The 24756-nt window shown below is 74.1% G+C and carries 28 protein-coding genes; 18 read left to right on the top strand and 10 right to left on the bottom strand.

Features of this window, described 5'->3' with window-relative positions:
* Window positions 1-139 precede the first annotated feature (139 nt).
* The 5 genes from ACSNOK_RS12860 to ACSNOK_RS12840 all read right to left on the bottom strand — a co-directional run bounded on the left by ACSNOK_RS12860 (window position 140) and on the right by ACSNOK_RS12840 (window position 3915).
* Window positions 140-832: an urease accessory protein UreF gene (locus ACSNOK_RS12860; RefSeq protein ID WP_436780767.1), complete on the bottom strand. Its 693-nt coding sequence runs from the start codon at window positions 830-832 to the stop codon at window positions 140-142.
* Window positions 832-2625: an urease subunit alpha gene (locus tag ACSNOK_RS12855; RefSeq protein ID WP_436780766.1), complete on the bottom strand. Its 1794-nt coding sequence runs from the start codon at window positions 2623-2625 to the stop codon at window positions 832-834. Before ACSNOK_RS12855 ends, ACSNOK_RS12860 begins: the two co-directional genes overlap by 1 nt.
* Complete coding sequence (locus tag ACSNOK_RS12850) at window positions 2618-2944, bottom strand: urease subunit beta (RefSeq protein ID WP_436780765.1); 327 nt, start codon at window positions 2942-2944, stop codon at window positions 2618-2620. The genes ACSNOK_RS12855 and ACSNOK_RS12850 overlap by 8 nt, the downstream gene beginning before the upstream one ends.
* 12 nt (window positions 2945-2956) lie before the next feature.
* On the bottom strand, window positions 2957-3259 hold the full coding sequence (locus ACSNOK_RS12845; RefSeq protein WP_436780764.1) for an urease subunit gamma: 303 nt from the start codon (window positions 3257-3259) through the stop codon (window positions 2957-2959).
* A 197-nt stretch (window positions 3260-3456) separates the two neighbouring features.
* The gene (locus ACSNOK_RS12840; protein WP_436780763.1) at window positions 3457-3915 is read right to left on the bottom strand and encodes an Lrp/AsnC family transcriptional regulator; all 459 of its coding nucleotides are present in this window, start codon (window positions 3913-3915) and stop codon (window positions 3457-3459) included.
* Between the two features lie 62 nt (window positions 3916-3977).
* On the opposite strand from ACSNOK_RS12840, the gene ACSNOK_RS12835 reads away from it, so the two are divergent.
* Entirely contained in the window at window positions 3978-4739 is a 762-nt protein-coding gene (locus tag ACSNOK_RS12835) for an AzlC family ABC transporter permease (RefSeq protein ID WP_436780762.1), read from the top strand.
* Window positions 4732-5064 (top strand): branched-chain amino acid transporter permease, encoded by a 333-nt coding sequence (locus tag ACSNOK_RS12830; protein ID WP_436780761.1) that lies wholly within the window; start codon window positions 4732-4734, stop codon window positions 5062-5064. Before ACSNOK_RS12835 ends, ACSNOK_RS12830 begins: the two co-directional genes overlap by 8 nt.
* A gap of 6 nt (window positions 5065-5070) precedes the next feature.
* Here the strand turns inward: ACSNOK_RS12830 and ACSNOK_RS12825 are convergent, their stop codons facing one another.
* Window positions 5071-5376, bottom strand: coding sequence for a type II toxin-antitoxin system Phd/YefM family antitoxin (locus tag ACSNOK_RS12825; RefSeq protein WP_436780760.1), 306 nt, complete (start codon window positions 5374-5376; stop codon window positions 5071-5073).
* A 108-nt stretch (window positions 5377-5484) separates the two neighbouring features.
* Between ACSNOK_RS12825 and ACSNOK_RS12820 the strand changes: the two genes are divergently transcribed.
* The 3 genes from ACSNOK_RS12820 (at window position 5485) to ACSNOK_RS12810 (ending at window position 7422) form a co-directional block, all read left to right on the top strand.
* Complete coding sequence (locus ACSNOK_RS12820; RefSeq protein WP_436780759.1) at window positions 5485-6120, top strand: ATP-dependent Clp protease proteolytic subunit; 636 nt, start codon at window positions 5485-5487, stop codon at window positions 6118-6120.
* A gap of 5 nt (window positions 6121-6125) precedes the next feature.
* Entirely contained in the window at window positions 6126-6470 is a 345-nt protein-coding gene (locus tag ACSNOK_RS12815; RefSeq protein WP_436780758.1) for a hypothetical protein, read from the top strand.
* Window positions 6471-6951: 481 nt separating this feature from the next.
* A complete protein-coding gene (locus ACSNOK_RS12810) occupies window positions 6952-7422 on the top strand; it encodes a C40 family peptidase (protein WP_436780757.1) in 471 nt (156 codons plus the stop codon).
* 30 nt (window positions 7423-7452) lie between these two features.
* On the opposite strand, the gene ACSNOK_RS12805 is transcribed toward ACSNOK_RS12810, so the two are convergent.
* On the bottom strand, window positions 7453-7881 hold the full coding sequence (locus ACSNOK_RS12805; protein ID WP_436780756.1) for an ATP-binding protein: 429 nt from the start codon (window positions 7879-7881) through the stop codon (window positions 7453-7455).
* 373 nt (window positions 7882-8254) lie between these two features.
* On the opposite strand from ACSNOK_RS12805, the gene ACSNOK_RS12800 reads away from it, so the two are divergent.
* Together ACSNOK_RS12800 and ACSNOK_RS12795 are read left to right on the top strand one after the other, a co-directional pair.
* On the top strand, window positions 8255-9148 hold the full coding sequence (locus tag ACSNOK_RS12800) for a helix-turn-helix domain-containing protein (RefSeq protein ID WP_436780770.1): 894 nt from the start codon (window positions 8255-8257) through the stop codon (window positions 9146-9148).
* A 37-nt stretch (window positions 9149-9185) separates the two neighbouring features.
* Window positions 9186-9449 carry a DUF397 domain-containing protein gene (locus ACSNOK_RS12795; RefSeq protein WP_436780755.1) on the top strand — a complete coding sequence of 88 codons (264 nt, stop codon included), beginning with the start codon at window positions 9186-9188 and terminating at the stop codon, window positions 9447-9449.
* 17 nt (window positions 9450-9466) lie between these two features.
* Here the strand turns inward: ACSNOK_RS12795 and ACSNOK_RS12790 are convergent, their stop codons facing one another.
* Window positions 9467-10690 (bottom strand): 8-amino-7-oxononanoate synthase, encoded by a 1224-nt coding sequence (locus ACSNOK_RS12790; RefSeq protein ID WP_436780754.1) that lies wholly within the window; start codon window positions 10688-10690, stop codon window positions 9467-9469.
* A 266-nt stretch (window positions 10691-10956) separates the two neighbouring features.
* On the opposite strand from ACSNOK_RS12790, the gene bioB reads away from it, so the two are divergent.
* The 4 genes from bioB (at window position 10957) to ACSNOK_RS12770 (ending at window position 15081) form a co-directional block, all read left to right on the top strand.
* Window positions 10957-12186 (top strand): biotin synthase BioB, encoded by a 1230-nt coding sequence (gene bioB / locus ACSNOK_RS12785; protein ID WP_436780753.1) that lies wholly within the window; start codon window positions 10957-10959, stop codon window positions 12184-12186.
* A complete protein-coding gene (locus tag ACSNOK_RS12780) occupies window positions 12179-13537 on the top strand; it encodes an adenosylmethionine--8-amino-7-oxononanoate transaminase (protein ID WP_436780752.1) in 1359 nt (452 codons plus the stop codon). Before bioB ends, ACSNOK_RS12780 begins: the two co-directional genes overlap by 8 nt.
* Window positions 13534-14238, top strand: a complete 705-nt coding sequence (gene bioD / locus ACSNOK_RS12775; RefSeq protein ID WP_436780751.1) for a dethiobiotin synthase — start codon at window positions 13534-13536, stop codon at window positions 14236-14238. Before ACSNOK_RS12780 ends, bioD begins: the two co-directional genes overlap by 4 nt.
* Window positions 14239-14391: 153 nt before the next feature.
* Window positions 14392-15081: a class I SAM-dependent methyltransferase gene (locus ACSNOK_RS12770; protein ID WP_436780750.1), complete on the top strand. Its 690-nt coding sequence runs from the start codon at window positions 14392-14394 to the stop codon at window positions 15079-15081.
* Between the two features lie 7 nt (window positions 15082-15088).
* On the opposite strand, the gene ACSNOK_RS12765 is transcribed toward ACSNOK_RS12770, so the two are convergent.
* Window positions 15089-15661: a TetR/AcrR family transcriptional regulator gene (locus tag ACSNOK_RS12765; protein ID WP_436780749.1), complete on the bottom strand. Its 573-nt coding sequence runs from the start codon at window positions 15659-15661 to the stop codon at window positions 15089-15091.
* Between the two features lie 104 nt (window positions 15662-15765).
* On the opposite strand from ACSNOK_RS12765, the gene ACSNOK_RS12760 reads away from it, so the two are divergent.
* The 6 genes from ACSNOK_RS12760 to mug all read left to right on the top strand — a co-directional run bounded on the left by ACSNOK_RS12760 (window position 15766) and on the right by mug (window position 22693).
* Window positions 15766-16923 carry an FAD-dependent monooxygenase gene (locus tag ACSNOK_RS12760; protein WP_436780748.1) on the top strand — a complete coding sequence of 386 codons (1158 nt, stop codon included), beginning with the start codon at window positions 15766-15768 and terminating at the stop codon, window positions 16921-16923.
* A 240-nt stretch (window positions 16924-17163) separates the two neighbouring features.
* Window positions 17164-18522, top strand: a complete 1359-nt coding sequence (locus tag ACSNOK_RS12755; protein WP_436780747.1) for a hemolysin family protein — start codon at window positions 17164-17166, stop codon at window positions 18520-18522.
* Entirely contained in the window at window positions 18519-19532 is a 1014-nt protein-coding gene (locus ACSNOK_RS12750) for a hemolysin family protein (RefSeq protein ID WP_436780746.1), read from the top strand. The genes ACSNOK_RS12755 and ACSNOK_RS12750 overlap by 4 nt, the downstream gene beginning before the upstream one ends.
* 282 nt (window positions 19533-19814) lie before the next feature.
* Window positions 19815-20627, top strand: coding sequence for an SGNH/GDSL hydrolase family protein (locus tag ACSNOK_RS12745; RefSeq protein ID WP_436780769.1), 813 nt, complete (start codon window positions 19815-19817; stop codon window positions 20625-20627).
* 71 nt (window positions 20628-20698) lie between these two features.
* Entirely contained in the window at window positions 20699-22141 is a 1443-nt protein-coding gene (purB, locus tag ACSNOK_RS12740) for an adenylosuccinate lyase (protein ID WP_436780768.1), read from the top strand.
* Window positions 22142-22144: 3 nt separating this feature from the next.
* Complete coding sequence (gene mug / locus ACSNOK_RS12735) at window positions 22145-22693, top strand: G/U mismatch-specific DNA glycosylase (RefSeq protein WP_436780745.1); 549 nt, start codon at window positions 22145-22147, stop codon at window positions 22691-22693.
* A gap of 7 nt (window positions 22694-22700) precedes the next feature.
* On the opposite strand, the gene ACSNOK_RS12730 is transcribed toward mug, so the two are convergent.
* The gene (locus ACSNOK_RS12730) at window positions 22701-23240 is read right to left on the bottom strand and encodes an EF-hand domain-containing protein (RefSeq protein ID WP_436780744.1); all 540 of its coding nucleotides are present in this window, start codon (window positions 23238-23240) and stop codon (window positions 22701-22703) included.
* 241 nt (window positions 23241-23481) lie between these two features.
* Here ACSNOK_RS12730 and ACSNOK_RS12725 point away from each other — a divergent pair, with 241 nt between their 5' ends.
* Window positions 23482-24645, top strand: a complete 1164-nt coding sequence (locus ACSNOK_RS12725; RefSeq protein ID WP_436780743.1) for an ROK family protein — start codon at window positions 23482-23484, stop codon at window positions 24643-24645.
* Window positions 24646-24756: the final 111 nt, after the last annotated feature.

Below are 24756 nucleotides of genomic sequence, written 5' to 3'. Positions count from 1 at the left end.
CGGACGGGCTGAAGTGCGCGCCCAGGGCGGCACTATCCAGCCCGTCCGGCGCTTGAGGACGAGCGGCGAAGCCGCGACAAGCGGGGTCTGGGGCGCAGCCCCAGGAAACGGCGAAGGGGCGGGGCCGGGGCACACCTCCCTACGAAGCGAACAGCCGCACCGGCCACCCCGCATGCAGCTCCGCCATCACATCCAGCAGCGGTGCCGACGCGGCCGGCAGCGCGTCCGTCCCCTCGACGAGAACGCGCACGCCCGCCGCCGCAGCGGCCGAAGCCACCGTGTCCAGCTCCGGCGCCAGCCGGGCCAGGACGGCCGTCGCGTCGAACGGGTCGAGGCCGAGAAGGCGGACGACGGCCGTGGCCGGTCCCCCGATCGCCTCGTAACCGGCCGCGTACGCGGCGGCCTCCGGCCCGAGGCCCGCCGCGCGGGCGGTGAGGCCGAGGACGACGGGCTGGTGGGCGCCGCGCGGCCGGGCCGCGGCGAGGGCGTCGAGGGCGGGCGAGGGCCAGGCCGCCCGCGCGGCGCGCGTCAACTGGCGGCCGAGCCGACGGGCGGCGGCGCGCAAGGCCGGGGACGGCGTCCGGGCGTCGGCGGCCTCGTCGAGCAGGAGCGGGTCCGCGCCGGCGGCGGCCGCCGCGGCGAGGGCCGCGGTGGTCAGCCCGGCGGTGTGCAGCCGCCCGCGGCAGAACTCCTCCAGATCGGCCGCGTCCCGGATCCGCCCCGCCGCGACGGCCGCCTCCGCGCCGCCGGAGTGCGCGTGGCCGCCGGCGGGGAAGCGCCCGTCGGCGAGGACGAGCAAGGAGGCCAGGGCGGCGGTGTCGACGGCCGTCATCAGAAGAGGAAGTAGCGCTGGGCCATGGGCAGTTCCGACACCGGGCTCGGTTCCACCGGTTCGCCGTCGACGGTGACGGTGAAGGTGTCCGGGTCGACCTCGACGCGCGGCCGGGCGTCGTTCTCGCGCATGTCGGCTTTGGTGACGCCCCGGGTGTCACGGATGGGCAGGAAGCGCTTGCCGAGGCCGAGGCGTTCGGGAAGGCCGTCGTCGAGGGCCCACTGGGTGACGAAGTTGAGCGAGGTGGCGGCCGGGGCGCGGCCCACCGCGCCGAACATCGGCCGGGGCAGCACCGGTTGCGGCGTGGGGATGGAGGCGTTGGCGTCGCCCATCTGCGCCCAGGCGATCTGGCCGCCCTTGAGGACGAGCAGCGGCCGGACGCCGAAGAACGCCGGTTCCCACAGCACCAAGTCGGCGAGTTTGCCCTCCTCGACCGAGCCGATCTCGTGGTCGAGCCCCTGTGCCACGGCCGGGTTGATCGTGTATTTGGCGACGTAGCGGCGGGCCCGCCGGTTGTCTGCCGGGCCGTCGCCGGGGAGCGGCCCGCGGCGGGCCTTCATCACATGGGCGGTCTGCCAGGTGCGCAGTACGGTCTCGCCGATGCGGCCCATGGCCTGGGAGTCGGAGGAGACGATGGAGATGGCGCCGAGATCGTGGAGGACGTCCTCGGCCGCGATCGTGCCGGGGCGGATGCGGGATTCGGCGAAGGCGAGGTCCTCGGGGACGGAGGGGTTGAGGTGGTGGCAGACCATCAGCATGTCGAGGTGTTCCTCGACGGTGTTGACGGTGTGCGGCCGGGTGGGGTTGGTGGAGCTGGGGAGGACGTTGGGTTCGGAGACGACGGTGATGATGTCGGGTGCGTGTCCGCCGCCCGCGCCTTCGGTGTGGTACGCGTGGATCGAGCGCCCGGCGATGGCGGCGAGGGTGTCCCCGACGAAACCGGCCTCGTTGAGGGTGTCGGTGTGGATGGCGAGCTGGGCGCCGCTCTCCGCGCAGACGGACAGGCAGGCGTCGATGACGGCGGGCGTGGCCCCCCAGTCCTCGTGGATCTTGAATCCGACCGCCCCGGCGCGCAGTTGGGCCCGCATGGCGTCGTACGAGACGGTGTTGCCCTTGCCGAGCAGGCCGATGTTGACGGGGTACGCCTCCATGGCCTCGAACATCCGGGCGAGGTGCCAGGCGCCTGGGGTGACGGTGGTGGCCTTGCTGCCCTCGGCCGGTCCGGTGCCGCCGCCGACGAGCGTGGTGATGCCCGAGGCGAGGGCGGTCTCGGCGGCCTGCGGGCAGATGAAGTGGACGTGGGCGTCGACGCCTCCGGCGGTGAGGATCCGCCCGTTGCCGGAGATGATCTCGGTTTCCGGGCCGATCACCAGGTCGGGGTGGACGCCGTCCATGACGTCGGGGTTGCCCGCCTTGCCGACGCCGGTGATCCGGCCGTCCCGGATCCCCACGTCGGCCTTGACGACGCCCCAGTGGTCGAGGACCACCGCGCCCGTGATGACGGTGTCGGGGGCGCCCTCGGCCCGGGTGACCCGGGACTGGCCCATGGACTCGCGGATGACCTTGCCGCCGCCGAACACGGCCTCGTCGCCCGCCCGTCCGGGACCGCCGGAGCGGTCCTCCTCCACCTCGATCAGCAGCGCGGTGTCGGCGAGGCGGATCCGGTCGCCGGTGGTGGGGCCGTAGAGGGCGGCGTAGGCGGCCCGGTCGAGCCGGGACGGCCCGGCGGCGCTCTCTTCCGCCGCCTGGCCGGCCGTGGAGCCTGTGGCCGGGCCGGCCGGGAAGTCAGCCATCGAGCTGACCGCCGCAGGCCCCGCGCAGCCCCGGCACGATCCGCTTGCCGGCCAGCGGTACGAGGTCCACCTCCACCGGGATGCCCGGCTCGAAGCGGACGGCGGTGCCGGCCGGGATGTCGAGCCGCTTGCCGTGGGCGGCGGCCCGGTCGAACTCCAGCCCGGGGTTGGCCTCGGCGAAGTGGTAGTGCGAGCCCACCTGGACGGGCCGGTCGGCGGTGTTGAGTACGGTGATCCGGGTGCGGTGCAGGCCCTCGTTGAGGCGGACGGGCTCGTCCGCGTAGAGGATCTGGCCGGGTATCGGGGCGGTGGTGGTCATGGGTCCCCCTCGTCAGGCGATGGGCTCGTGGACGGTGACGAGCTTGGTCCCGTCCGGGAAGGTGGCCTCGACCTGGACGTCGGGGATCATCTCGGGGATGCCGGCCATGACCTCGTCGCGGGTGAGCACCCGGCGTCCGGACGCCATGAGTTCGGCCACCGTCCGGCCGTCGCGGGCGCCTTCCAGGACGTGTGCGGTGATGAGGGCCACGGCCTCGGGGTGGTTGAGCAGGAGCCCTCGGGCCCGGCGTCTCTCGGCGACGTCGGCGGCCACGTGGATCAGCAGCCGCTCCTGCTCGTGCGGGGTCAGTAGCACGGGTCCCACCTCACTGTCGTCCGAACGCAGCGGGACGTTACCCCAGTTCAGCACGGTGCGAAGGGGCGCGGACCCGCCCGGGGGCCGGTGATTGCAACTTACTGCGCAAGCTTTTCCACCGTGTTAACCGCCGCTTTGCGTCGCCATGGAGAAGCCGCCCGGCGAAGGCCCCGAACACGTAACATCCGGTGCCCCGTTCAGTCGATGACCTTGATCTTCTTCATGGTCGGCTGGGAGATGACCCGGGCGACGCCGGGAATGCCGATGATCTTCTGCGTCTGGAAGGTCTCGTAAGCGGCGTAGTCGGCGACCAGGACCCGCAGGTGGTAGTCGGGGGTACCGAAGGTACGGCGGAACTCGACGACTTCCTCATAGGCGGCGATGGTCGACTCCAGTCCCTCCAGTGTCTTGAGGTCGCTGACCGAGACCTCGATGGACACGAGCACCTCCAGCCCCCTTCCCGCCGCCTCGTGGTTCACGCGCGCCCGGTACCCGGTGATGATCCCCGCCTCCTCCAGCCGTCGTACCCGGCGCAGGCAGGGCGGGGGCGTGAGGCCGACCCTCCTGGCCAGTTCGACGTTGGTCAGCCGGCCGTCCCGCTGGAGGTGAAACAAGATGTCGCGATCGAGGTCGTCCAGCCTGTATCCATTGCTCATCGGGCCAGCGTACGGTCATATTTCGCAACCAAATAAGGCGTGTTCGCTCCTACGATTGCCGTATGGCGACCTCTCCGGCCCACCACGTCGGCCCGGCCCCTTCCCCTTCCCCCTCGTCCCCTCCGGCCTCCCGCGAGCGGCTGCGGACGGACCTGCGGCGCGCGCTCCGGGACTCCGGCTCGGTGGGGCTCGGCGCGTACCCGATGGGGGTGGCCTTCGGTGTCCTGGTCGCCCACTCGGGCTTCGCCTGGTGGTGGGCGAGCGTCTTCTCCGGCTGTATCTACGCCGGTTCCCTGGAATTCCTCTTCCTCGAGCTGGTGCTGTCCACCGCGCCGCTCGCGTCGATCGCGGTGACGGCGTTCCTGGTCAACTTCCGGCACGTCTTCTACGCGCTGTCCTTCCCGCTGCACCGCGTCCGGGGGCGGCTCGCCAAGGCGTACAGCACGTTCGCCCTCTCGGACGAGGCGTACGCGGTGACGGCCGGCGAGGCCGCGCAGTCCTACCCGGGCCGGCGGATCCTCTGGCTCCAGGTCTTCATCCACTGCTACTGGGCGGGCGGGGCGACGACCGGCGCCCTGCTCGGATCGGTGCTGCCCGACGGCGTCAAGGGTCTGGAGTTCGCCGTGACCGCCCTCTTCACCGTCCTGGCCCTCGACGCCTTCCGGGCGCGCCGCGACCTGCCCACTCCGCTGCTGGCCCTGGCCTGTGCGCTCGTGGGGCTGTTCGTGTTCCCGCGGCAACCGCTCCTGGTCGCGTTCGCCCTGCTCACCGCCGGGCTGCTGGCCCGCCACCGGTGGACGGGCGGGGGGCGCGTCCGTGCCTGACACCGGTTACCTGATCGCGGCGGTGGCCATCGCCGTCGCCGTCACCTGGGCGCTGCGCGCCCTGCCCTTCGTCGCCCTGGCCCCGCTGCGGTCAAGCCCGCTGATCGGGTACCTCAAGAAGGCGATGCCGGTCGGTGTGATGGTCGTTCTCACCGTTTACACCCTCCGCGACCTCGACTGGCGGGTGCCCGACCGGGCCTGGCCGACGGTCCTCGCGCTGGCCTGCACCGTGGCGCTGCACCTGTGGCGGCGGAACGTCCTGCTCTCCGTCCTCGGCGGCACCGTCGTCCACGTGGTGCTGGTCAGCGCGGTCTTCGGCCGCTGACCCCGGTCAGTGCCGGGGCCCGCCTCCCGGTTCGCGGTGTTCGGCCGCGATGCCGAAGCGGCCGGGGTCGCCCGGGGCGGACGGCAGGTGCCGCACCGTCGAGACGGTGCTGATCACCGGTTCGTCCACGGCGGCCCCTTCGGCGGCGTCGGCCTCGCGCCGCTCCAGCCGCTCCAGGTCCGCGGCGGACACCAGGGCGACCAAGGGCTTCCCGTGCCGCGTGACGACCACCCGCTCGCCGCCGTAGACGACGCGGTTGATCAGCTCCGCCAGCTCGGCTCGGGCTTGCGTCACAGGAATCTCGTAGGCCATGAGCCCATTCTACCGTCATGTACATCCTGTACATTTTTTACAGATGGCTCGCGACCAGCGGGCCGTCCGGCACCGCACGCCCCTGTGCGCCAGACCTGGAGGCCAGCCGTGATCCCGTACACCTCCCGCCATGTCCTGCCGGAGTTCACCGAACGCACCTCCGACGGGCGCCGCACGCTCGACCCCTACTCCAAGCTCCTGTCCGAGCGGATCGTCATGCTGGGCACGGCGGTCGACGACACGGCCGCCACGGATGTGATCGCCCAGCTGATGCACTTGGAGCACGCGGCGCCCGATCGGGACGTGTCGCTCTACATCAACTCCCCCGGCGGCTCCTTCTCCGCCCTGTGCGCCGTCCACGACACGATGCGCTACATCTCCTGCGACATCGAGACGGTCTGCCTGGGCCAGGCCGCCCCGGCCGCCGCGCTCCTGCTCGCCGCGGGCACCCCGGGCAAGCGGGCGGTGCTGCCGCGCGCCCGGGTGGTGCTCGGGCCGCCGTCCCTGCCGGAGCCGGTCCGCGGCACCCCCTCCGACCTGGCCGTCCACGCCGAGGAGCTGCTGCGCCGGCGTACGGTCCAGGCGGAGTTGCTGGCCCGGTACACCGGGCGGGACGTCGACCGGATCCTGGCCGACACGGACCGGGACACGGTCTTCGACGCCGAGGCCGCGGTGGCCTACGGCTTGGCCGACCGGGTCGTCGAGAACCGCTCCGCCCTGCCGGCCCCGGCGCCCGGACGGTGAGGGCGGTGCCGAACGGAACGGACGGGACCGGCGGGACGCGGGGCATCTGGCCCGACCTCCCTCCGCTGCCCGCCCTGACCCGTGCCGAGGGCGAGGTGGTGGACCGGTACCTGGAAGTACTGGATCTCCTCGGCAGGATCAATCCCGCGCGCGTACAGGGCACGTACGGGGGGCTACGAGCCGCGCAGGCGCTGGTGGTCGCGAGCACGGGACTGCGCGACGCCCTGGCGGTCATGTTCGAACGAGGTGAACGGGAGGTGTACACGGGGACAATGGCACGGGCGTTGCGCGTCCTCGACGGAGAGCGCCGTGCACGCCGGGTGATGTTGCCGCCGCCATCCGCGAGTTGAGAAGCGGAAACGCTTTTCAACTGGATTCCTCCAGACAGCGGACGCGAGCGTAGACGCGGTGCGGTGATCACTCTCAGCGGCCCGCGCACTCCGCGCTCGAGTGATCCGTAACCGGCGCAGGTGGCGGCCTCAGCACGGCGTTCCCATGAGGGTCAAACCGCCCTGCGTCCACCTGAATTGCCCACAGGTGACGAGGCTCACATAACCGGGGTTCCGCTCGGAAAGCCGGCCGCGACTGCGCCAAGATCCTCGGGACGACAAGCCCCCGCCACACGGCGGGGCGGTCCCGGCGGACGCCGAACCCTGCCGCCGCCGGGGCGGGTCGACGAGGAGTGCATCGGCAGGGATGGAGGACCCGAGCACGGCGGGGCGGCCCCACGGAGCCGCCCCTTGGGGTGAAGCCGCCCAGGCGGCCGGGCATTCTTCGCCTGCCCGAACCCGACAGGCAATCCTTCACAGGCGGCTGACGAAGGGTATGCGCATGGGCGCGCACAAACGTCCCGCAAGGCTGTCCAAAGCCAAGGCCGCATCGGCCCTGACCCTCGCCGCCGTCGGCGTCACGGTACTGACGCCGGGCGGCACCTCCAAGGCGGAGGCGGCATCCGTCTCGGTCAGGGCACTGCAGATCGCCGCATCCAAGCAGGGCTCGCCCTACCAGTGGGGCGCCACGGGCCCGTACCGCTTCGACTGCTCGGGGCTGACGCTCTACTCCTTCAAGCGGGCCGGCAAGCAGCTGCCCCGCACCGCCGCGGCCCAGTACAACCGCACCCACCACATCCCCCGCTCCGCCCGCGAACGCGGCGACCTGGTGTTCTTCCACTCCGGGCGGGGCGTCTACCACGTCGGGATATACGCCGGGGGCGGAAAGATGTGGCACGCCCCCAAGACCGGTTCCGTCGTCCGCCTGGAGCGGATCTGGACGAACAGCGTCTGGTACGGCCGGGTGACCTGAGGCGGCCGGGCGGTCGCGAGACCCCCGCCCTCACCGCACCGGCACGGTCCACGGAAGGCAGATCCACACCGTCTTGCCGCCCTCGGCGGTCGGTGTGACGGAGAACCGGCCGCCGCGCTCCGCGGCGAGCCAGCGGACGATCACCAACCCCCGCCCGTTGTCCTGCTGGACCGCGGCGGGCAGCCGGCGGGGGTGACGGGGGTGGCTGTCGGTGACCCCGATACGCAGCTCCTCGTCGCGTTCGAGCAGCACATCCACGGTGAAGGTGGGGGACTGGCCGCGGGTGTGCTGCACGGCGTTGGTGGCCAGCTCGGAGACGATCAGCCGCACGGCCTCGGCGGCCTCCGTGTCTCCCGGCAGGCCCCACTCCCCCAGGACGGACGACACGTAGCGGCGGGCCGTGGACACCGACGCCGGGGCGCTCGGCAGAGTGACGGACGCTTCCTGGAGATCTGCCATGTCGCTGTCCCTTTCGACCGGGTCCCACCGGACTCACCGGGTTCCACCGGGCCGGGCTCCCGGAGCGGTGCGCGAGGACACGCGGCGTACGGACGCGCGACGTACGGGCACGCGGCGTACACAGGACCGGTCGGGAGAGGCCCACGGGCGGCTCTTCACGTCAGAGTGCCACTGATAACGCCCGTGATGGGCGCGATCCACCGAGATGTGCATATATCTGTCGCTCGAAGCGGTGAACTCTGCGACGGCAGACCGTATGTGAGCGGATCGATGCTCTATTGACTCAGAGGTACGTATGCGAGGACGTACGGCACACCCGCCCGGCCCGCGCGAGGGCGGCGGGACGTACGACGCACGAGGGGAGGGTCCGCCGTTGCGGTACGGACCGGCGGTGCGCCGCCGCAAACTCGGCGCCGAACTGCGCCGCCAGCGCGAACTGACCGGGATGACCAGCCGGCAGGCAGCGGACGCGGTCGGCTGGCACCAGTCGAAGGTGAGCCGCATCGAGACCGGCAGCAGCGGGGCCAAGCCCGCCGACGTGGCCCGGCTGCTCGACGCCTACCGGGTCTCGGACCCCGAACTCCGCGCCCTGCTCGGAGCGTTGTGCGGGGCGGACTCCGCGGTGCCGGGGGACGGCGGTTCCGGCTCGCGGCGCGGCTGGTGGTACGCCTACCGCGACCTGCTGCCCTCCGCCTATCTGGACTTCATCAGCCTGGAGTCGGAGGCCTCCCGCTCGCGCACGTTGGAGACCACGGTGGTGCCCGGCCTGCTCCAGACGCCGGAGTACGCCCGGGCGGTGACCCGGGCCGCGCTGGGCGACCCGCCCGAACGGCAGGTCGACGAGCTCGTCCGGGTGCGCATGGCACGGCAGTCGGTGCTGCGCCGGCCGCGGCCGCTGGAGCTGTGGGCGATCCTGGACGAGGCGGTGCTGCGGCACGAGGTGGGCGGGCCGGAGGTGATGGCGGGGCAGCTGCGGCACCTGCTGGACACCGGCCGGCTGCCCCATGTCCGGCTGCACGTCCTCCCGTTCACCCGGGGCAATCACATCGGCATCACCGGTCCTTTCGTCATCTTCTCCTTTCCGCGCATCGCCGATCTGGACGTGGTTGTTCTCGACCACTTGACGAGTAGCCTCTATCTGGAGCGGAAAGAAGACCTGAGGGCGTACGGCGCCGCGTTCACCACGCTCCGGGCGCACGCCCTCGCGCACGAGGAGTCCCTCGAGTACATCGCTGAGGTCGCGGGAGAGCGCGGCCGTACGCGGTGATCCGCCCCGTACACGCGAGAACGCACAGGGAGGCGCCATGTCCGCAGCACCGCGGTACGTACCTTCTCGTCCGGTTCCCCGCGCGGCCGAGTGGCGGCGCAGCAGCCACAGCACCGGGATGAACAACTGCGTCGAGGCGGCCGTCCTGGCCGGCGACCGCCTCGCCGTGCGCGACTCCAAACGGCCGGCGGGGCCCTGCGTGGTGGTGGGGCCCGCCGCCTGGAGACCGTTCGTCGGCCTGCTCCGGACGGCCGGGGAAGCGATGGCCGGGGAGGCGATGGCCGGGGAGACGATGGCCTAGGCCGCGCCGGCCCGGCGTCAGAGTCCGCGCGCCCCGGGCGGGGCGGTCCGGACGATCGTGGCGACCGCCCGTGCCACCTCGTGGTCCGCGAGGTCGGCGCGGGCGGTCAGCCGTAGCCGGGAGACGCCGTCCGGCACGGACGGGGGGCGGAAGCAGCCCACCGCGAGCCCTTCCGCCCGGCAGGCGGCCTGCCAGCGCACGGCCGCCTCCGGCGAGGGGGCGCGGACCGAGACGACGGCCGCGTCGGGGCGCACCGCGGTGAATCCGGCGGCCGTCAGCCGCCGGTGCAGCCCGCTCGCGACCGCGCGGACGCGGGTCGCCCGGTCCGGTTCGCGGCGCAGCACCTCCAGGGCCGCCAGGGCCGCCGCGGTGGCGGCGGGCGCGAGGCCGGTGTCGAAGACGAAGGTGCGGGCGGTGTTGACGAGGTGGGTGACGACCCGTGCGGGGCCGAGCACCGCGCCGCCCTGGGCGCCCAGCGACTTGGAGAGGGTGACGGTGGCCACCACGTCCGCGGCCCCGGCCAGCCCGGCGGCGTGCACCGCGCCGCGGCCCCCCTCCCCCAGCACCCCGAGCCCGTGCGCGTCGTCCACCAGCAGCCCCGCGCCGCTCTCCCGGCACACCCGTGCCAGGTCGCCGAGCGGCGCGGCGTCGCCGTCCACGGAGAACACCGAGTCGGTGACGACCAGGGCCCGGCCCGGGTGGGTGGTCAGGGCCTTGCGGACGGCCGCCGGGTCGGTGTGCGGGACGACGGCCTTCCGGGCGCGGGCGAGCCGGCAGCCGTCGATCAGCGAGGCGTGGTTGCCCTCGTCGGAGACCAGCAGGGAGGGGTGGCCCGCCGGGTCCGGGGGCGCGGCGAGGGCGGTGACGGCGGCCAGGTTGGCGGCGTAGCCGGAGGAGAGGACGAGGGCGGCCTCGAAGCCGCAGAAGTCGGCGAGGTTCCGTTCGAGTTCGGCGTGGAGTTCCGTGCTGCCGCTGACCAGCCGGGAGCCGGTGGCGCCGGCCCCCCAGCGGTGGGCCGCCGCGGCGGCGGCCCGGGTGACCCGCGGGTGGTGACAGAGGCCGAGGTAGTCGTTGCCGGCGAGGTCGATGGTGGACGTGTCGCCCGAGGGACGGGCGGGGCGGGGGCGGAGGGTGCGGACGAGGCCGGCGTCCCGGCGCGCCCGGTGCTGCTCGTCGATCCAGTCGAAGACGCTGAGCGCGCTGAGGGCGCTGGAGTCCCTGTGGTCGCTGTCGTGGGGCATCGGCCGTCCCGGCTCCTGTGGCGGTCCCTGTGCGGGGGTGGACTACGGGTGTGCGCACCGTGCCGGTCCGGGGCCTGCCCCCGGGGTCGTCTGTGGGATTCACATAAATCGGCGTGGGGTCCGTTCACCGGGCCGAGTACGGCCGACCCTCAAACTAGCCGTTCCCGCGCATGGTCAGCATGTCGTGATCCACCCAGCTTGGACATCCGGTGTTGTGAGATCCCTACCTTGGCCCGGAGTGGCCCGGTGGGCGAGGATCACTCCTCATGGACCTGATCGACACCTTGGTGGAGAAGGGGCTGCGGCGTGAGTCGCCGACCCGGGACGAAGCGCTGGCCGTGCTGGCGACCTCCGACGACGAGTTGCTGGACGTGGTGGCCGCGGCGGGCCGGGTCCGCCGGAAGTGGTTCGGGCGGCGGGTGAAGCTCAACTACCTCGTCAACCTGAAGTCCGGGCTCTGCCCCGAGGACTGCTCGTACTGCTCGCAGCGGCTGGGATCGAAGGCCGAGATCCTCAAGTACACCTGGCTGAAGCCCGAGGAGGCCTCGAAGGCCGCGTCGGCGGGCGTGGCGGGCGGCGCCAAGCGCGTCTGCCTGGTGGCCAGCGGGCGCGGTCCGACGGACCGGGACATCGACCGGGTCACCCGGACCATCGAGGCGATCAAGGAGGAGAACGAGCGGGTCGAGGTGTGCGCCTGCCTCGGGCTCCTCTCCGAGGGCCAGGCCGAGCGGCTGCGCGCGGCGGGCGTCGACGCCTACAACCACAACCTCAACACGTCCGAGGCCACCTACGGCGACATCACCTCCACCCACACCTACGCCGACCGCGAGGAGACCGTGCGGCTGGCGCAGGGCGCCGGGCTGTCGGCCTGCTCGGGGCTGATCGCGGGCATGGGCGAGAGCGACGAGGACCTGGTGGACGTCGCGTTCGCGCTGCGGGCGATGGACGTGGACTCGGTGCCGGTCAACTTCCTCATCCCGTTCGAGGGCACACCGCTCGCCAAGGAGTGGAACCTCACGCCGCAGCGGGCGCTGCGCATCCTGGCGATGGTCCGTTTCGTCCACCCGGACGCGGAGGTGCGGCTGGCCGGTGGCCGCGAGATCCATCTGCGCACCCTCCAGCCGCTGGCCCTGCACCTGGCCAACTCCATCTTCCTGGGCGACTATCTGACCAGCGAGGGCCAGGAGGGCAAGGCCGATCTCGACATGATCGCGGACGCGGGCTTCGAGGTGGAGGGCGCGGACACCACGACGCTGCCCGCCCACCGGGTGCGGTCGGCCGGGTGCGGCGGCGGTGCGGAAGGTTCCGGCGGAGGCTGCGGGCCGTGCGAGCCCTGCGGGGACGCGGAGCCGGCCGGGACGCGGGAGGACGCCGGGGCACGAGAGACCGCCGCGACGCATGAGGCCGCCGGGGACGACGAGCCGGGCGCGGCCCGTACGGACCTGGTCGCGGTACGCCGCCGGGGCGCGGGGACGGACCTGCCGCCCAATGCCTGAACCGCTCGTCCGCCCCGGGGCGGAACCCCTCACCCCGCGCCGCCTGCTGGAGCTGGACCGGCGGCACGTCTGGCACCCGTACGCCCCGATGCCCGGCCGGCGGGATCCGCTGGTCGTCGCGTCGGCGTCGGGTGTACGGCTGCGGCTGGCGGAGCCGGCGCACGGCAGGTCCGAGCTGGTGGACGGCATGTCGTCCTGGTGGTCGGCGCTGCACGGGTACAACCACCCGGTGCTCAACGAGGCCGCGCGGGCGCAGCTCGACCGGATGAGCCATGTGATGTTCGGCGGGCTCACCCACGAGCCCGCCGTCCGGCTGGCCGCCCGGCTGGTGGAGATCACACCGGAGGGCCTGGAGCACGTCTTCCTCGCCGACTCCGGCTCGGTCTCCGTCGAAGTGGCCGTCAAGATGTGCCTCCAGTACTGGCGTTCGCTGGGCCGGCCGGAGAAGCGGCGGCTGCTCACCTGGCGCGGCGGCTACCACGGCGACACCTGGACGCCGATGTCCGTCTGCGACCCGGACGGCGGGATGCACAGCCTCTGGTCGGGCGTGCTGCCGGAGCAGGTGTTCGCGGACGCGCCGCCGGCCGGCTTCGACGCCGGGCCGGACCCGGCGTACGAGGCACACCTGCGGGAGCTGGTGGAGCGGCACGCGCACGAGGTGGCCGCCGTGATCGTCGAGCCGGTGGTGCAGAACGCGGGCGGGATGCGCTTCCACTCCCCCGCTTACCTCCGCCTGCTGCGGCGGCTCTGCGACGAGCACGACGTACTCCTGGTGTTCGACGAGATCGCCACCGGCTTCGGCCGCACGGGCGCGCTGTTCGCGGCGGACCACGCGGGGGTCACCCCCGACGTGCTCTGCCTGGGCAAGGCGCTGACGGGCGGCTATCTGACGATGGCGGCGGCGCTGTGCACCCCGCGGGTGGCCGACGGGATCTCGCGGGGCGAGGTGCCGGTGCTGGCACACGGGCCCACCTTCATGGGCAACCCGCTGGCGGCGGCGGTCGCGTGCGCGTCGGTCGACCTGCTGCTCGGCCAGGACTGGCAGTCCGAGGTCAAACGGATCGAGACCGGGCTGCGGGACGGCCTGGCGGAGGCGGCCGGCGTGCCGGGGGTGCGGGACGTCCGCGTCCTGGGCGCCATCGGCGTGGTCCAGCTGGACGCGCCGCTCGACGCGGCGGGGATGGCGGCGGCTACGGAGGCGGCGGTGCGCGAGGGCGTCTGGCTGCGGCCGTTCGGCGACCTCGTCTACACGATGCCGCCGTTCGTCACCGAGGACGGGGACCTGGCCCGGATCTGCCGCGCGGTGGGCGCCGCGGCGGCGGCCGGAGCGATGACACGGGAGCGGACATGACGGTGCTGATCGTCTCGGGCACGGGCACCGAGCTCGGCAAGACCATGACGACGGCGGCGGTCGCCGCGGTCGCGCTCGCGGAGGGCCGTTCGGTGGCCGTCCTCAAGCCCGCCCAGACCGGCGTCGCGGCGGACGAGCCGGGGGACGTGGCCGAGGTCCGGCGGCTCGCCGGCCCGGTCACCGGCGTCGAACTGGCGCGCTACCCCGAGCCGTTGGCGCCCGCCACGGCCGCCCGCCGCTCCGGCCTCCCGCCGGTCCGGCCCGCGGACGTCGCGGCGGCGGCGGAGCGGCTGGCCGCCGAGCACGATCTGGTGCTCGTGGAGGGCGCGGGCGGGCTGCTCGTCCGGCTGGACGACGAGGGGGGCACGCTCGCGGACGCGGCGCGGCTGCTGGGCGCGCCCGTGCTGGTGGTGGCCGCCGCCGGACTCGGCACGCTGAACGTCACCGCGCTCACCGCCGAGGCACTGCGCGCACGGCAGTTGACGTGCGCGGGCGTCGTCATCGGCAGTTGGCCGGCGGAGCCGGATCTGGCGATGCGGTGCAACGTGTCCGACTTTCCGGATGTGGCAGGTGTGCCGCTGGTGGGCGCGCTGCCCGCCGGGGCGGGTGCCCTGTCGCCGACCGATTTCCGCGCTCGGGCGGGGGGTTGGCTGGGGCCGGAGCTTTCCGGGACGTGGACGCCGGGGGCCGGGCTGACATAGCCCGTCCGGCGTTTGAGGACGAGCGGCGGAGCCGCGACAAGGGGGTCTGGGGGCGCGGCCCCAGGAAACGGTGAAAGGGCGGGACCGGGGCTCACCACCCCCCGCCCGGGGAACAATCGCGTTAGCCGACGCGTCCCCGGAAAGGGGTGTGCCATGCCGCCGCTTCACCGTTCCAGGCCACCACGCGGCCCCGACCCCGTCCACCACCCCCTCTTCGCCCGCTTCTACGCGCGCACGGCCCCAGCGCTGGAAGCGCGGAGCGGAATGGCCGCGCACCGGCGGGAGTTGCTGACGGGGCTGTCGGGGCGGGTGATCGAGATCGGGGCCGGGCCGGGGCTGAACTTTCCGTACTACCCGGAGGCCGTCTCGGAGGTGGTGGCGGTCGAGCCGGAGCGGCGGCTGCGCCGGCCCGCGGCGGAGGCGGCGGTGCGGGCCGGGGTGCCGGTGGACGTCGTCCCGGCGACGGCGGAGGCGCTGCCGGTGAAAAGCGAGGCGTTCGACGCGGCCGTCGTGTGCCTGGTGCTGTGTTCGGTGCGGGACGTGCCGAGGGCGCTCGGCGAGCTGCGGCGGGTGCTGCGTCCCGGCGCCGAGGTCCGCTTCTTCGAGCACGGCCGCGCCGAGGAGCGGGCCCTGGCCGCCGTGCAGCGGGTGGCCGACCGGACGCTCTGGCCGCGGCTGTTCGGCGGCTGCCGGACGTCCCGGGACCCGCTGGGCGCCCTGACCGTGGCCGGGTTCGCCGTCCGTTCCTCGCGGCGGGTGTGGGTGCCGGCGACGGGCCTGCGGCTGCCGTCGTCCTCCTGTGTCACGGGAGTCGCCGTCCGTCCCGGCGAGGGCCGGGGCTGAGCGGACGTCAGGCGTCGTCGGGTCCGCGCAGCGCCGCCTCCACCACGCCCCTGAGGTGGGCGCGCGGCACGCCGCCGCCCGCCACCAGGCGGTCGAAGACGAGGCCGTCGACGCAGGCGAGGAGGGTGACGGTGCGTTCCTCGGGATCGGGGACGCCGCGGGCCGCGAGGAAGTCGCGGACGGCGGCCCGGGCCGCGTTCTCGCGCGGCAGCAGGACCTCCCGCAGGGCCGGGTCGCGCACGCTCTCGACGGCGCAGGCGTAGCGGGCCAGGGTGCGCCGCCGGCCGGGGCCGGTGAGGCGCAGTTCGGCGAACGCGGCCAGGGCGCCGGTCAGTTCGTCGGCGTCCCGGGGCACCGGCAGGGCCGCCCCCAGCTTCCTCAGCTCGGCCTGGTCGACCTCGACGAGCCGCCGCACCAGGGCGTCGAGCAGGGCCTTGCGGGTGCGGAAGTACGCGGAGGTGGTGCCGGGCGGCAGGTCCGCCGCCCGGTCGACGGCGCGGTGGGTCAGTCCGCGCATGCCCTCGTCGGCCAGGACCGCGAGGGCCGCGTCGGCGATGAGGGTGCGTCGTTCGGTGGCCACACCCCCCTTTCTATCGCAGGTGAAGCTCTGGCCTATGCTCCTGCCACAGATCTTCTACATCTGTAGAAGATCCGCTCTGACACGACGTGGAAAAGGGGCCTGACATGGGCGACAGCGCGGTGGTCGTCGGCGGGGGCATCGGGGGGCTGGCGGCGGCCCTCGGACTGCGGCGGATCGGCTGGGAGGTGACCGTCGTCGAACGCGCCCCCGTCCTCGACGACGCGGGGGCGGGCATCTCGCTCGCGGCCAACGGCGTCCGCGCCCTGGACGAACTGGGCGTCGGCGAGGCCGTACGCGCCGCGGCCCGCTTCCAGTACACGGGCGGGACGCGCACCCCCGACGGCCGGTGGCTGGCCCGGATGGACGGCGCGGAGCTGGAGCGGGAGCTGGGGACGCCGATCGTCGGCATCCCCCGGTCCGTGCTGCACGGCATCATGCGGGCCGCGCTGCCGCCCGGCGCCCTGGTGACGGGAGCCGAGGTGACGGAGGTCGACCGGTCGGACCCGTCCGGCCCCCGGGTCCGCTGGGGTGACGAGGTCCGGTCGGCGGACGTGGTGGTGGCCGCCGACGGGGTCCGCAGCCGGCTGCGCCGCGCCCTGTTCCCCGCCCACCCGGGCCCCGCGTACAGCGGGTCGACGGTGCTGCGGGCGATCACCGAGTACCCGGTCGACGTGGCCGGCGACTTCGAGCTGACCTGGGGACGGGGCGCCGAGTTCGGCCACATCCTGCTCGCGGACGGGCGGGCCGAGTGGCACGCGGTCCTCAACGCGCCCGCCGGGCTCCGCACCGCCGACCCCCTCGCCGCGCTGCGCCGCCGGTTCGGCGGCTGGCACGACCCGATCCCGGCCCTGCTGGGCGCCACCCGCCCGGCGGACGTCCTGCACCACGACATCCACGAGCTCGTGACCCCGCTCCCCTCCTTCACGGCCGGCCGCGTGGCGCTGCTCGGCGACGCCGCCCACGCTATGACGCCCCACCTCGGCCAGGGGGCCTGCCAGGCGCTGGAGGACGCGGTCACACTGGCCGCCGCGCTGGCCGCCGGACCGTCGGTCGAGTCGGCGCTGGCCCGCTACGACGCCGAGCGGCGGCCGAGGAGCCAGGGCGTCGCCCGCGCCGCCCGGCAGGCCGGGCGGATGGGCCAGCAACTGGACCGACCGCTCGCGATCGCCCTCCGGAACGCGGCGTTCCGGCTGGCTCCGTCGGGCATGGCGGTCCGCGCCGTCCTGCGGCACGCCGCCTGGACGCCGCCGCGGCTGGGCTGAGCCGGGCGGCACCCGCCCCGCGAGCGACCGAACACGACGCGACACGACGACTTTGCCGTTCCTTTACCATGGGCGGTCACGGTTCCCGGGGAATCCGTCTCCCTGTGACTCCCCGCGAACCGTCCCCCTGTGAAGCGAAAGGTGTGAGCGTCCCCTCATGGGCGAACCTCCCAGCCATACCGGCCTCCGACGTCGCGCGCCCCTCCGGCCCGTGCCCGACCATGGGACGGAGGTGACCCGATGACCGAAGTGCTCCTGCTGGTGCTCACCCTGGTGCTGACGCTCGCGTGCGCCGTCTTCGTCGCCGCCGAGTTCTCGCTCACCACGGTGGAGCGCGGCGAGCTGGAGCGGGCCGCCGAGGCCGGCGACCGGCGCGCGCAGGGCGCCCTGCGCGCCGTGCGCGGCCTCACCTTCCAGCTGTCCGGCGCCCAGCTCGGCATCACCGTGACCGGCCTGGTCATCGGCATGCTCTCCAAGCCGTCCCTGGCCACCCTGCTCACCGGCCCGGTGCGGGCCCTGGGCCTGTCCCGGTCGGTGGCGTCCTCCGTGGCCCTCGCCCTGGGAACCGTCCTGTCGACGGTCGTCCTGATGGTCGTCGGCGAGCTCGTCCCCAAGAACTGGGCGATCTCCCGGCCGCTGCCCATGGCCCGGGCCGTGGCCGGGCCGCAGCGCGCCTTCTCCGCCCTCTTCCGGCCGCTGATCCGGCATCTGAACGACTCCGCCAACCGCGTCCTGCACCGGATGGGCGTGGAGCCCGCCGAGGAGCTGGCCACCGCGCGCGGCCCCCGGGAACTCGCCGCGCTCGCCCGGCACTCCGCCCGCGAGGGCGCGCTGGAACCGGACACCGCAGAACTGTTCGTCCGCACCCTGAACCTCGCCGACCTCACCGCGGAGAACGTGATGACGCCCCGGGTGCAGGTCACCGCGCTGGACGAGCGGGCCACCGTCGAGGACGTGGCGAACGCCACCCGCGCGACCGGCCTGTCCCGCTTCCCCGTCTACCGGGGCGGCCTCGACTCCGTCGTCGGCGTCGCGCACATCAAGGACGTCCTCGCCGTCCCCGCCGACCAGCGCCCACAGCGGTCGGTGACCACCCTGCTCCGCGAGCCGCTGCTGGTCCCGGCCTCCCTGACCGTCGACCGGCTGCTGGACCGGCTGTCCGCCAAGCGGAGCATGGCCGTGGTGATCGACGAGTACGGCGGCACGGCCGGCGTCGTCACGCTGGAGGACATCGTCGAGGAGGTCGTGGGCGAGGTCCGCGACGAGCACGACCCCGTCGAACGGCCCGACCTCGCCCCGGCGGGCACCGGCCCGGACGGCCGGGAGCGGTACGACGCCGACGGCGCGACCCGCACCGACCAGCTCGACGCCATCGGCCTGCGGGTGCCCGAGGGCCCGTACGAGACGCTGGCCGGCCTGGTCGCCACCGAGCTCGGCCGGATCCCGGCGGCGGGCGACACCCTGGAGGTGACCGGCTGGCGGCTGGAGGTGACGGACGCGTCCGGGCGGCGCGCCGCCCGCGTCCGGCTCACCGCGCCGGACGGCGGCCCCGACACCCCCGACGACGGCCTGGACGGCCTCGGGGAGGCCGGCCGATGACCGCCGTCCAGTTGCTGATCGGGCTGGCGACGCTGGTCGCCAACGCCTTCTTCGTGGGCGCGGAGTTCGCCCTGATCTCGGTCCGCCGCAGCCAGGTGGAGCCGCACGCCGACCAGGGCGACCGGCGGGCCCGCCGCGTCCTGTGGGGCCTGGAGCACATCTCGGCCCTGATGGCGGCGGCGCAGCTCGGCATCACGCTGTGCACCCTGGTACTCGGCGTCGTCGCCGAACCGGCCATCGCCTCCCTGCTGGAGCCGGCGCTGCACGCGGCCGGGCTGTCGGCCGGGGGCATCCACGCGGTGTCGTTCGCCATCGCCCTGGCGGTGTCGACCTATCTGCACATGCTCTTCGGCGAGATGGTCCCCAAGAACATCGCCCTCGCCGAGCCGGTCCGCACGGCCCTCTTCCTCGGCCCGCCGCTGGTGGCCCTGTCCCGCGCGCTGCGGCCGGTCGTCTTCGCCATCAACCAGTTGGCGAACGGCATCCTGAAGCTGCTGCGGGTGGAGCCCAAGGACGAGGTGGCGGCGGTCTTCTCGGACGACCAGCTGGCCCGCATGGTGGCGGACGCGAGCGCCGCGGGACTGCTGGACGAACGGTCGACCGAGCGGCTGCGGGACGCCCTGGAGCTGGGCAAACGCCCGGTCGCGGACGTCGTGCTGCCGGTGGACAGGGTGGTCGCCGCCCGCTTCGGTGTCACTCCGGAGCAGCTGGAGGCGCTAGCGGCCCGGTCGGGCTACTCCCGCTTCCCGGTGATCGACGACCGCGGCCGGATCCTGGGCTATCTGCATGTGAAGGACGCCCTGGACGCGACGCCCCGCGACGTGGCGTTCCCGCTGCGCCGGATACGCACCATCGCGCAGGTGCGGGCCGACACCCCGCTGGACGACGTCATCCACGCGATGAGCGGCACCGGCGCCCACCTGGCGGCCGTGCTCGGCACCGACGACCGGCTGGCCGGACTGGTCACGCTGGAGGACGTACTCCGGCAGCTCGTGGGACGAAAGGTGTGAGAGAACGGCTCCGGGAGCGGGGTGACAGGAGCGCACGCGAGGTGCCGGGGGGACGGGGAGTAGGATCGCCGCGCCATGCGGATGAATGCCTCGGACCCCCAGCACGCCGACGCCGACGACAGCCGGACCGGCGACGACGCCCCGGACGCCGGTGCCACCAAGAACACCGGTGACGCCACGAACACCGGGATCACCGGTGACGCCGGTGACACCAGGGCCGGCGCCCCGGCGCCCCCCGTGTTCACCAGCTTCGTCGCCGTCGGCGACTCCTTCACCGAGGGCATGTCCGACGTCCTGCCGGACGGCTCCTACCGGGGCTGGGCCGACCTGCTCGCCACCCGCCTCGCCGCCCGCTCCCCCGGCTTCCGGTACGCGAACCTGGCGGTGCGCGGCAAGCTCATCGGGCAGATCGCCGACGAGCAGGCGGCCCCCGCCGCCGCGCTGGGCGCCGACCTGGTGACGCTGGTCGGCGGCCTCAACGACGTCCTGCGGCCGAAGTGCGACGTGGAGCTGGTGTGCGCGCGGCTGGCCGAGACCGCGGAGCGGCTGGCGCCGGCCTGCCGGCAGCTGGTGCTGATGCGCAGCCCGGGCCGGCGCGGCCCGGTGCTGGAACGGTTCCGCCCCCGGATGGAGCGGCTGTTCGGCTTCATCGACGAGCTCGCCGAGCGGCACGGCGCCCTGGTCGTCGACCTGTTCGGGGCCGACGTGCTGGGCGACCCCCGGCTGTGGGCCGAGGACCGGCTGCACCTGAACGCCGAGGGGCACCGCCGGGTCGCGGAGGCCGTCTGGCAGGCGCTCGGCCTGCCGGCGGAGTCCGACTGGCGGCGGCCCCTGCCGCCGGCCGTCCGCCCCGGCTGGGCCACCCGGCGGACCTCGGACCTGCGGTTCGCCCGGGAGCACCTGGGCCCGTGGATAGGGCGCCGGCTCACCGGCCGCTCCTCGGGCGACGGGCGGGCGGGCGCGCACTTCAGCACCGCGCTCGGCGAGGCGTTCTTCGTCACACCGGCGGCCGATCCGCCGGGCTGCGTCACCGGCTGGCAGCGCTGGGTGGACGCCCCGGCGGACGGAACGGCCGGTTCCGGCCGTCCCTCGTAGGAAAGCACCATCCGGACCGCCGTACGGGTCTGCGCGTTCCGCCAGTAGAATTCCGTCACGTGACTGCTCCTGTGTCTTCCGCATCCGCAAAGCCCCGCATCCCCAACGTGCTGGCCGGCCGCTACGCCTCCGCCGAGCTCGCCGTGCTGTGGTCCCCCGAGTACAAGGTGACCCTGGAGCGCCGGCTGTGGCTGGCCGTGCTCCGCGCCCAGAAGGACCTGGGGATCGAGGTGCCGGACGCCGCCCTCGCCGACTACGAGCGGGTGCTGGAGCAGGTCGACCTCGCCTCGATCGCCGAGCGCGAGAAGGTCACCCGGCACGACGTGAAGGCCCGTATCGAGGAGTTCAACGCCCTCGCCGGCCACGAGCACGTCCACAAGGGCATGACCTCCCGCGACCTCACGGAGAACGTCGAGCAGCTGCAGATCCGGCTCTCGCTGGAGCTGGTGCGCGACCGTACGGTCGCGGTCCTGGCCCGGCTGGCGAAGCTGGCCGCCGACCACGCCGAGCTGGTCATGGCGGGCCGCTCGCACAACGTCGCCGCCCAGGCCACCACCCTCGGCAAGCGCTTCGCGACCACCGCCGACGAGCTGCTCGTCGCGTACGGCCGGGTCGAGGAGCTGCTGGCCCGCTACCCGCTGCGCGGGATCAAGGGCCCGGTCGGCACCGCGCAGGACATGCTGGACCTGCTCGGCGGCGACGCCGCGAAGCTGGCGGAGCTGGAGCGCCGGATCGCCGCGCACCTGGGCTTCGGGCAGGCCTTCACCTCCGTCGGCCAGGTCTACCCCCGGTCGCTGGACTACGACGTGGTCACCGCGCTGGTGCAGCTCGCCGCCGCGCCGTCCTCGCTCGCCAAGACGATCCGGCTGATGGCCGGGCACGAGCTGGTCACCGAGGGCTTCAAGCCCGGCCAGGTCGGCTCGTCCGCCATGCCGCACAAGATGAACACCCGCTCCTGCGAGCGCGTCAACGGCCTGATGGTCATCCTGCGCGGCTACGCCTCGATGACCGGCGAGCTGGCGGGCGACCAGTGGAACGAGGGCGACGTCTCCTGCTCGGTGGTGCGCCGCGTCGCGCTGCCGGACGCGTTCTTCGCGCTGGACGGCCTGCTGGAGACGTTCCTCACCGTCCTCGACGAGTTCGGCGCGTTCCCGGCCGTCGTCGCCCGCGAACTGGACCGCTACCTGCCGTTCCTCGCCACCACCAAGGTGCTGATGGGCGCGGTCCGGGCCGGGGTCGGGCGCGAGGTCGCGCACGAGGCCATCAAGGAGCACGCGGTCGCCTCCGCGCTCGCGATGCGCGAGCAGGGGGCCGAGCGCAACGAGCTGCTGGACAAGCTGGCCGCCGACGAGCGGATCCCGCTGGACCGGGCCGGGCTGGACGCGCTGATGGCGGACAAGCTGTCCTTCACCGGTGCCGCCGCCGACCAGGTGGCCTCCGTGGCCGCCCGCGTCGAGGAGATCGTCAAGGCCCACCCGGAGGCCGCCGCGTACGCGCCGGGTGCCATCCTGTGACGCATGGCCCGTCCCACTCCTGAGGAACTCGAAGCCGCCCGCGACCGCCTCGTCCCCGACGTGGTCGCGGACGGTCTGAACGTCCTGTTCTGCGGCATCAACCCGGGGTTGACGTCCGCCGCCACCGGCCACCACTTCGCCCGGCCGGGCAACCGGTTCTGGCCGGTGCTGTACGCCTCGGGCTTCACCCCGCGCCGCCTGCACCCGTCGGAGCAGCACCTGCTGCCGCAGTACGGGCTGGGCATCACCAACGTGGTGGCGCGGGCCACGGCCCGGGCGGACGAGCTGAGCGACGAGGAGTTCCGCGAGGGCGGCCGGCTGCTCGTCGAGAAGGTGGAGCGGCTGCGGCCGCGCTGGCTGGCGGTGGCCGGGGTGACGGCCTACCGGACGGCCTTCGGCGACAAGAAGGCCCGGATCGGCCCACAGGATCGCACCATAGGCACCACCCGGATCTGGGCGCTGCCCAACCCCAGCGGCCTCAACGCCCACTGGTCGCTCGCGACGATGGCGGAGGAGTTCGGCCGGCTGCGGGAAGCGGCCGAAGGGCCCTGACGGGGGCTCAGGTGTGCCCGAGCACCCGGCCGCCGGGGCCGTCGGGGTCGGTGCCGGTGTAGAAGTCCCAGACGGCGTTCTCCCACTCGGCGAGGGTCAGCCGGCCGTCGCCGTCCGCGTCCAGCGCGGCGAACGCGGCGGCGGCCCGGTCCGCGGGGATGCCCAGCGCCTGCTGGGCGGCGGCGAACTCGTCCGCGTCGACGACGCCGTCGCCGTCCTGGTCGGCGACGGCCAGGTGCGCGCGGACGGACGGCTTCACCATCGCCCGCAGCGTCCCGTCCTCCCGCGCGGCCTCCAGCGCGGCGACGAACGCCGGGCAGTCGACCCGGCGGGCCTCGCCGTCGGGCGTGTGCGAGACGACGCCCTTCCAGTAGACGTCGGCCGCGTCCTCGGCGGCCCGGGTCAGCGGATCGTGCGCCGGGACGCCGAGCGCGTCGGCCAGCTGCCGGGCCCGGCCCCGGACGTCGTCCTGGCTCACGAACCCGTCGCCGTCCACGTCGAGCTGGCGGAACCGGTGTTCGTACTTCTCTCGCAGCACATCGCTCACGCGCTTGGCCTCCTGTGCCGGGTCGCTGGTCCCTGGACGTGCCTCCACTGTGCGGGCGCGCCGCGGGGCGCGTGGGTGCGGGCCGGCGAACCGCCGTCAAAGCTGCCCGGGTGGAGCACGCCGGGCGCCGGCGTCGGGGGCGGGGCGGACCCACCGGGCCTCGCCGCCCCCGGGAGCACCGGCTACGATCCGGTGGCGGCAAAGAGGACGCAAAAGACGCGAGGGCAGGGAGGCGGCGACGTTGGGGCGGCTCACCGGTGGGGACCCGTCCCTGCTGCGGCGGATCAATTCGGCCGTGGTCCTGCACGCGCTCCGGGCCGCCGCGCCGTCGTCCGCCCCCACCCTCACCGACCTGGTCAAGGCCACCGGGCTGTCCCGGCCGACCGTCGAGGGCGTGGTCGAGGGGCTGATCGACTCCGGTCTGGTCGCGGAGGCGTCCGCCGAGGAGGGCGTGGCGCGGCGTCAGGGCCGTCCCGCCCGGAGGTTCCGCTTCCGGGCGGAGGCCGGGCACCTGCTGGGCGTGGAGATCGGGCCGCACCGGGTGGCGGCGCTGCTGTCCGACCTGAGCGGCCGGGTCGCCGGTTCGGCGGCGGCGGAGGTGACGGAGACCGCGTCGGCGGACGCCCGGCTGGAGCGGGTCCGGGCGGTCGTCGCCGACCTGCTGCGGCGCGCGGACGTGCCGCGTGGCGCGCTGCGGGCGGTGGGCGTCGCCAGCCCGGGCATCGTGGAGGCCGACGGGACGGTCCGGCTGGGCACGGCGCTGCCGGAGTGGACGGGGCTGCCGCTCGGGGAGCGGCTGCGGCGCTCGTTCCGCTGCCCGGTGCTGGTCGAGAACGACGCCAACGCCGCCGCCGTCGCCGAGCACTGGAAGGGCGCGGCCCAGGACGTGGACGACGTGGTCTTCGTCCTGGCCGGGCTGAGCCCGGGGGCCGGATCGCTGATCGGCGGGCGGCTGCACCGCGGGTTCGGCGGCGCGGCCGGGGAGATCGGCGCCCTGCACCTGCTGGGCCGCGAGGCGACACCGGAAGAGGTGCTGTCACCGACGGACGAGCCGCTGCACCCGCTGGACGAGGCACAGGTGGTCCGGGTGTTCGCCCTGGCCAGAGAGGGCGACGTACGGGCGCGGGCCGCCGTGGACCGCTATCTGCGCCGCCTGGTGCACGACGTGGCGGCCCTGGTGCTGGCCCTCGACCCGGAGCTGGTGGTGGTCGGCGGCTGGGCCGCCGGCATCGGCGGCATCCTGGACCCCCTCCGCACCGAGCTGGCGCGCTACTGCCTGCGGCCGCCGCGCGTGGCCCTGTCGCTGCTCGGCGACTCGGCGGTGGCGACGGGGGCGTTGCGGCTGGCGCTTGACCATGTGGAGGGCGAACTGTTCGCCGTGGAGCGGCCGGTTACCGCGCGGTGAGGGTGCCCCTGTCCCGCCCTTTCGCCGTTTCCCGGGGCTGCGCCCCAGACCCTCTTGTCGCGGCTTCGCCGCTCGTCCTCAAACGCCGGACGGGCTGATACAGCCCGTCCG

The sequence above is a fragment of the Streptomyces sp. URMC 126 genome (assembly GCF_051386555.1).
In the GTDB taxonomy this organism is placed as follows: Bacteria; Actinomycetota; Actinomycetes; order Streptomycetales; family Streptomycetaceae; genus Streptomyces.
Note: the sequence above shows the minus strand (reverse complement) of the source record. Positions and strands in the feature narration are given on the sequence as shown.

Coding starts and splice junctions, on each gene's coding strand:
- mug (WP_436780745.1), top strand. CDS start 22,145: ATGGCCCGTCCCACTCCTGAGGAACTCGAAGCCGCCCGCGACCGCCTC.
- ACSNOK_RS12770 (WP_436780750.1), top strand. CDS start 14,392: ATGCCGCCGCTTCACCGTTCCAGGCCACCACGCGGCCCCGACCCCGTC.
- ACSNOK_RS12840 (WP_436780763.1), bottom strand. CDS start 3,915: ATGAGCAATGGATACAGGCTGGACGACCTCGATCGCGACATCTTGTTT.
- ACSNOK_RS12810 (WP_436780757.1), top strand. CDS start 6,952: ATGGGCGCGCACAAACGTCCCGCAAGGCTGTCCAAAGCCAAGGCCGCA.
- ACSNOK_RS12755 (WP_436780747.1), top strand. CDS start 17,164: ATGACCGAAGTGCTCCTGCTGGTGCTCACCCTGGTGCTGACGCTCGCG.
- ACSNOK_RS12780 (WP_436780752.1), top strand. CDS start 12,179: ATGCCTGAACCGCTCGTCCGCCCCGGGGCGGAACCCCTCACCCCGCGC.
- ACSNOK_RS12825 (WP_436780760.1), bottom strand. CDS start 5,376: ATGGCCTACGAGATTCCTGTGACGCAAGCCCGAGCCGAGCTGGCGGAG.
- ACSNOK_RS12745 (WP_436780769.1), top strand. CDS start 19,815: ATGTCCGACGTCCTGCCGGACGGCTCCTACCGGGGCTGGGCCGACCTG.
- ACSNOK_RS12795 (WP_436780755.1), top strand. CDS start 9,186: ATGTCCGCAGCACCGCGGTACGTACCTTCTCGTCCGGTTCCCCGCGCG.
- ACSNOK_RS12850 (WP_436780765.1), bottom strand. CDS start 2,944: ATGACCACCACCGCCCCGATACCCGGCCAGATCCTCTACGCGGACGAG.
- ACSNOK_RS12860 (WP_436780767.1), bottom strand. CDS start 832: ATGACGGCCGTCGACACCGCCGCCCTGGCCTCCTTGCTCGTCCTCGCC.
- ACSNOK_RS12855 (WP_436780766.1), bottom strand. CDS start 2,625: ATGGCTGACTTCCCGGCCGGCCCGGCCACAGGCTCCACGGCCGGCCAG.
- ACSNOK_RS12750 (WP_436780746.1), top strand. CDS start 18,519: ATGACCGCCGTCCAGTTGCTGATCGGGCTGGCGACGCTGGTCGCCAAC.
- bioB (WP_436780753.1), top strand. CDS start 10,957: ATGGACCTGATCGACACCTTGGTGGAGAAGGGGCTGCGGCGTGAGTCG.
- ACSNOK_RS12835 (WP_436780762.1), top strand. CDS start 3,978: ATGGCGACCTCTCCGGCCCACCACGTCGGCCCGGCCCCTTCCCCTTCC.
- ACSNOK_RS12790 (WP_436780754.1), bottom strand. CDS start 10,690: ATGCCCCACGACAGCGACCACAGGGACTCCAGCGCCCTCAGCGCGCTC.
- ACSNOK_RS12805 (WP_436780756.1), bottom strand. CDS start 7,881: ATGGCAGATCTCCAGGAAGCGTCCGTCACTCTGCCGAGCGCCCCGGCG.
- ACSNOK_RS12760 (WP_436780748.1), top strand. CDS start 15,766: ATGGGCGACAGCGCGGTGGTCGTCGGCGGGGGCATCGGGGGGCTGGCG.
- bioD (WP_436780751.1), top strand. CDS start 13,534: ATGACGGTGCTGATCGTCTCGGGCACGGGCACCGAGCTCGGCAAGACC.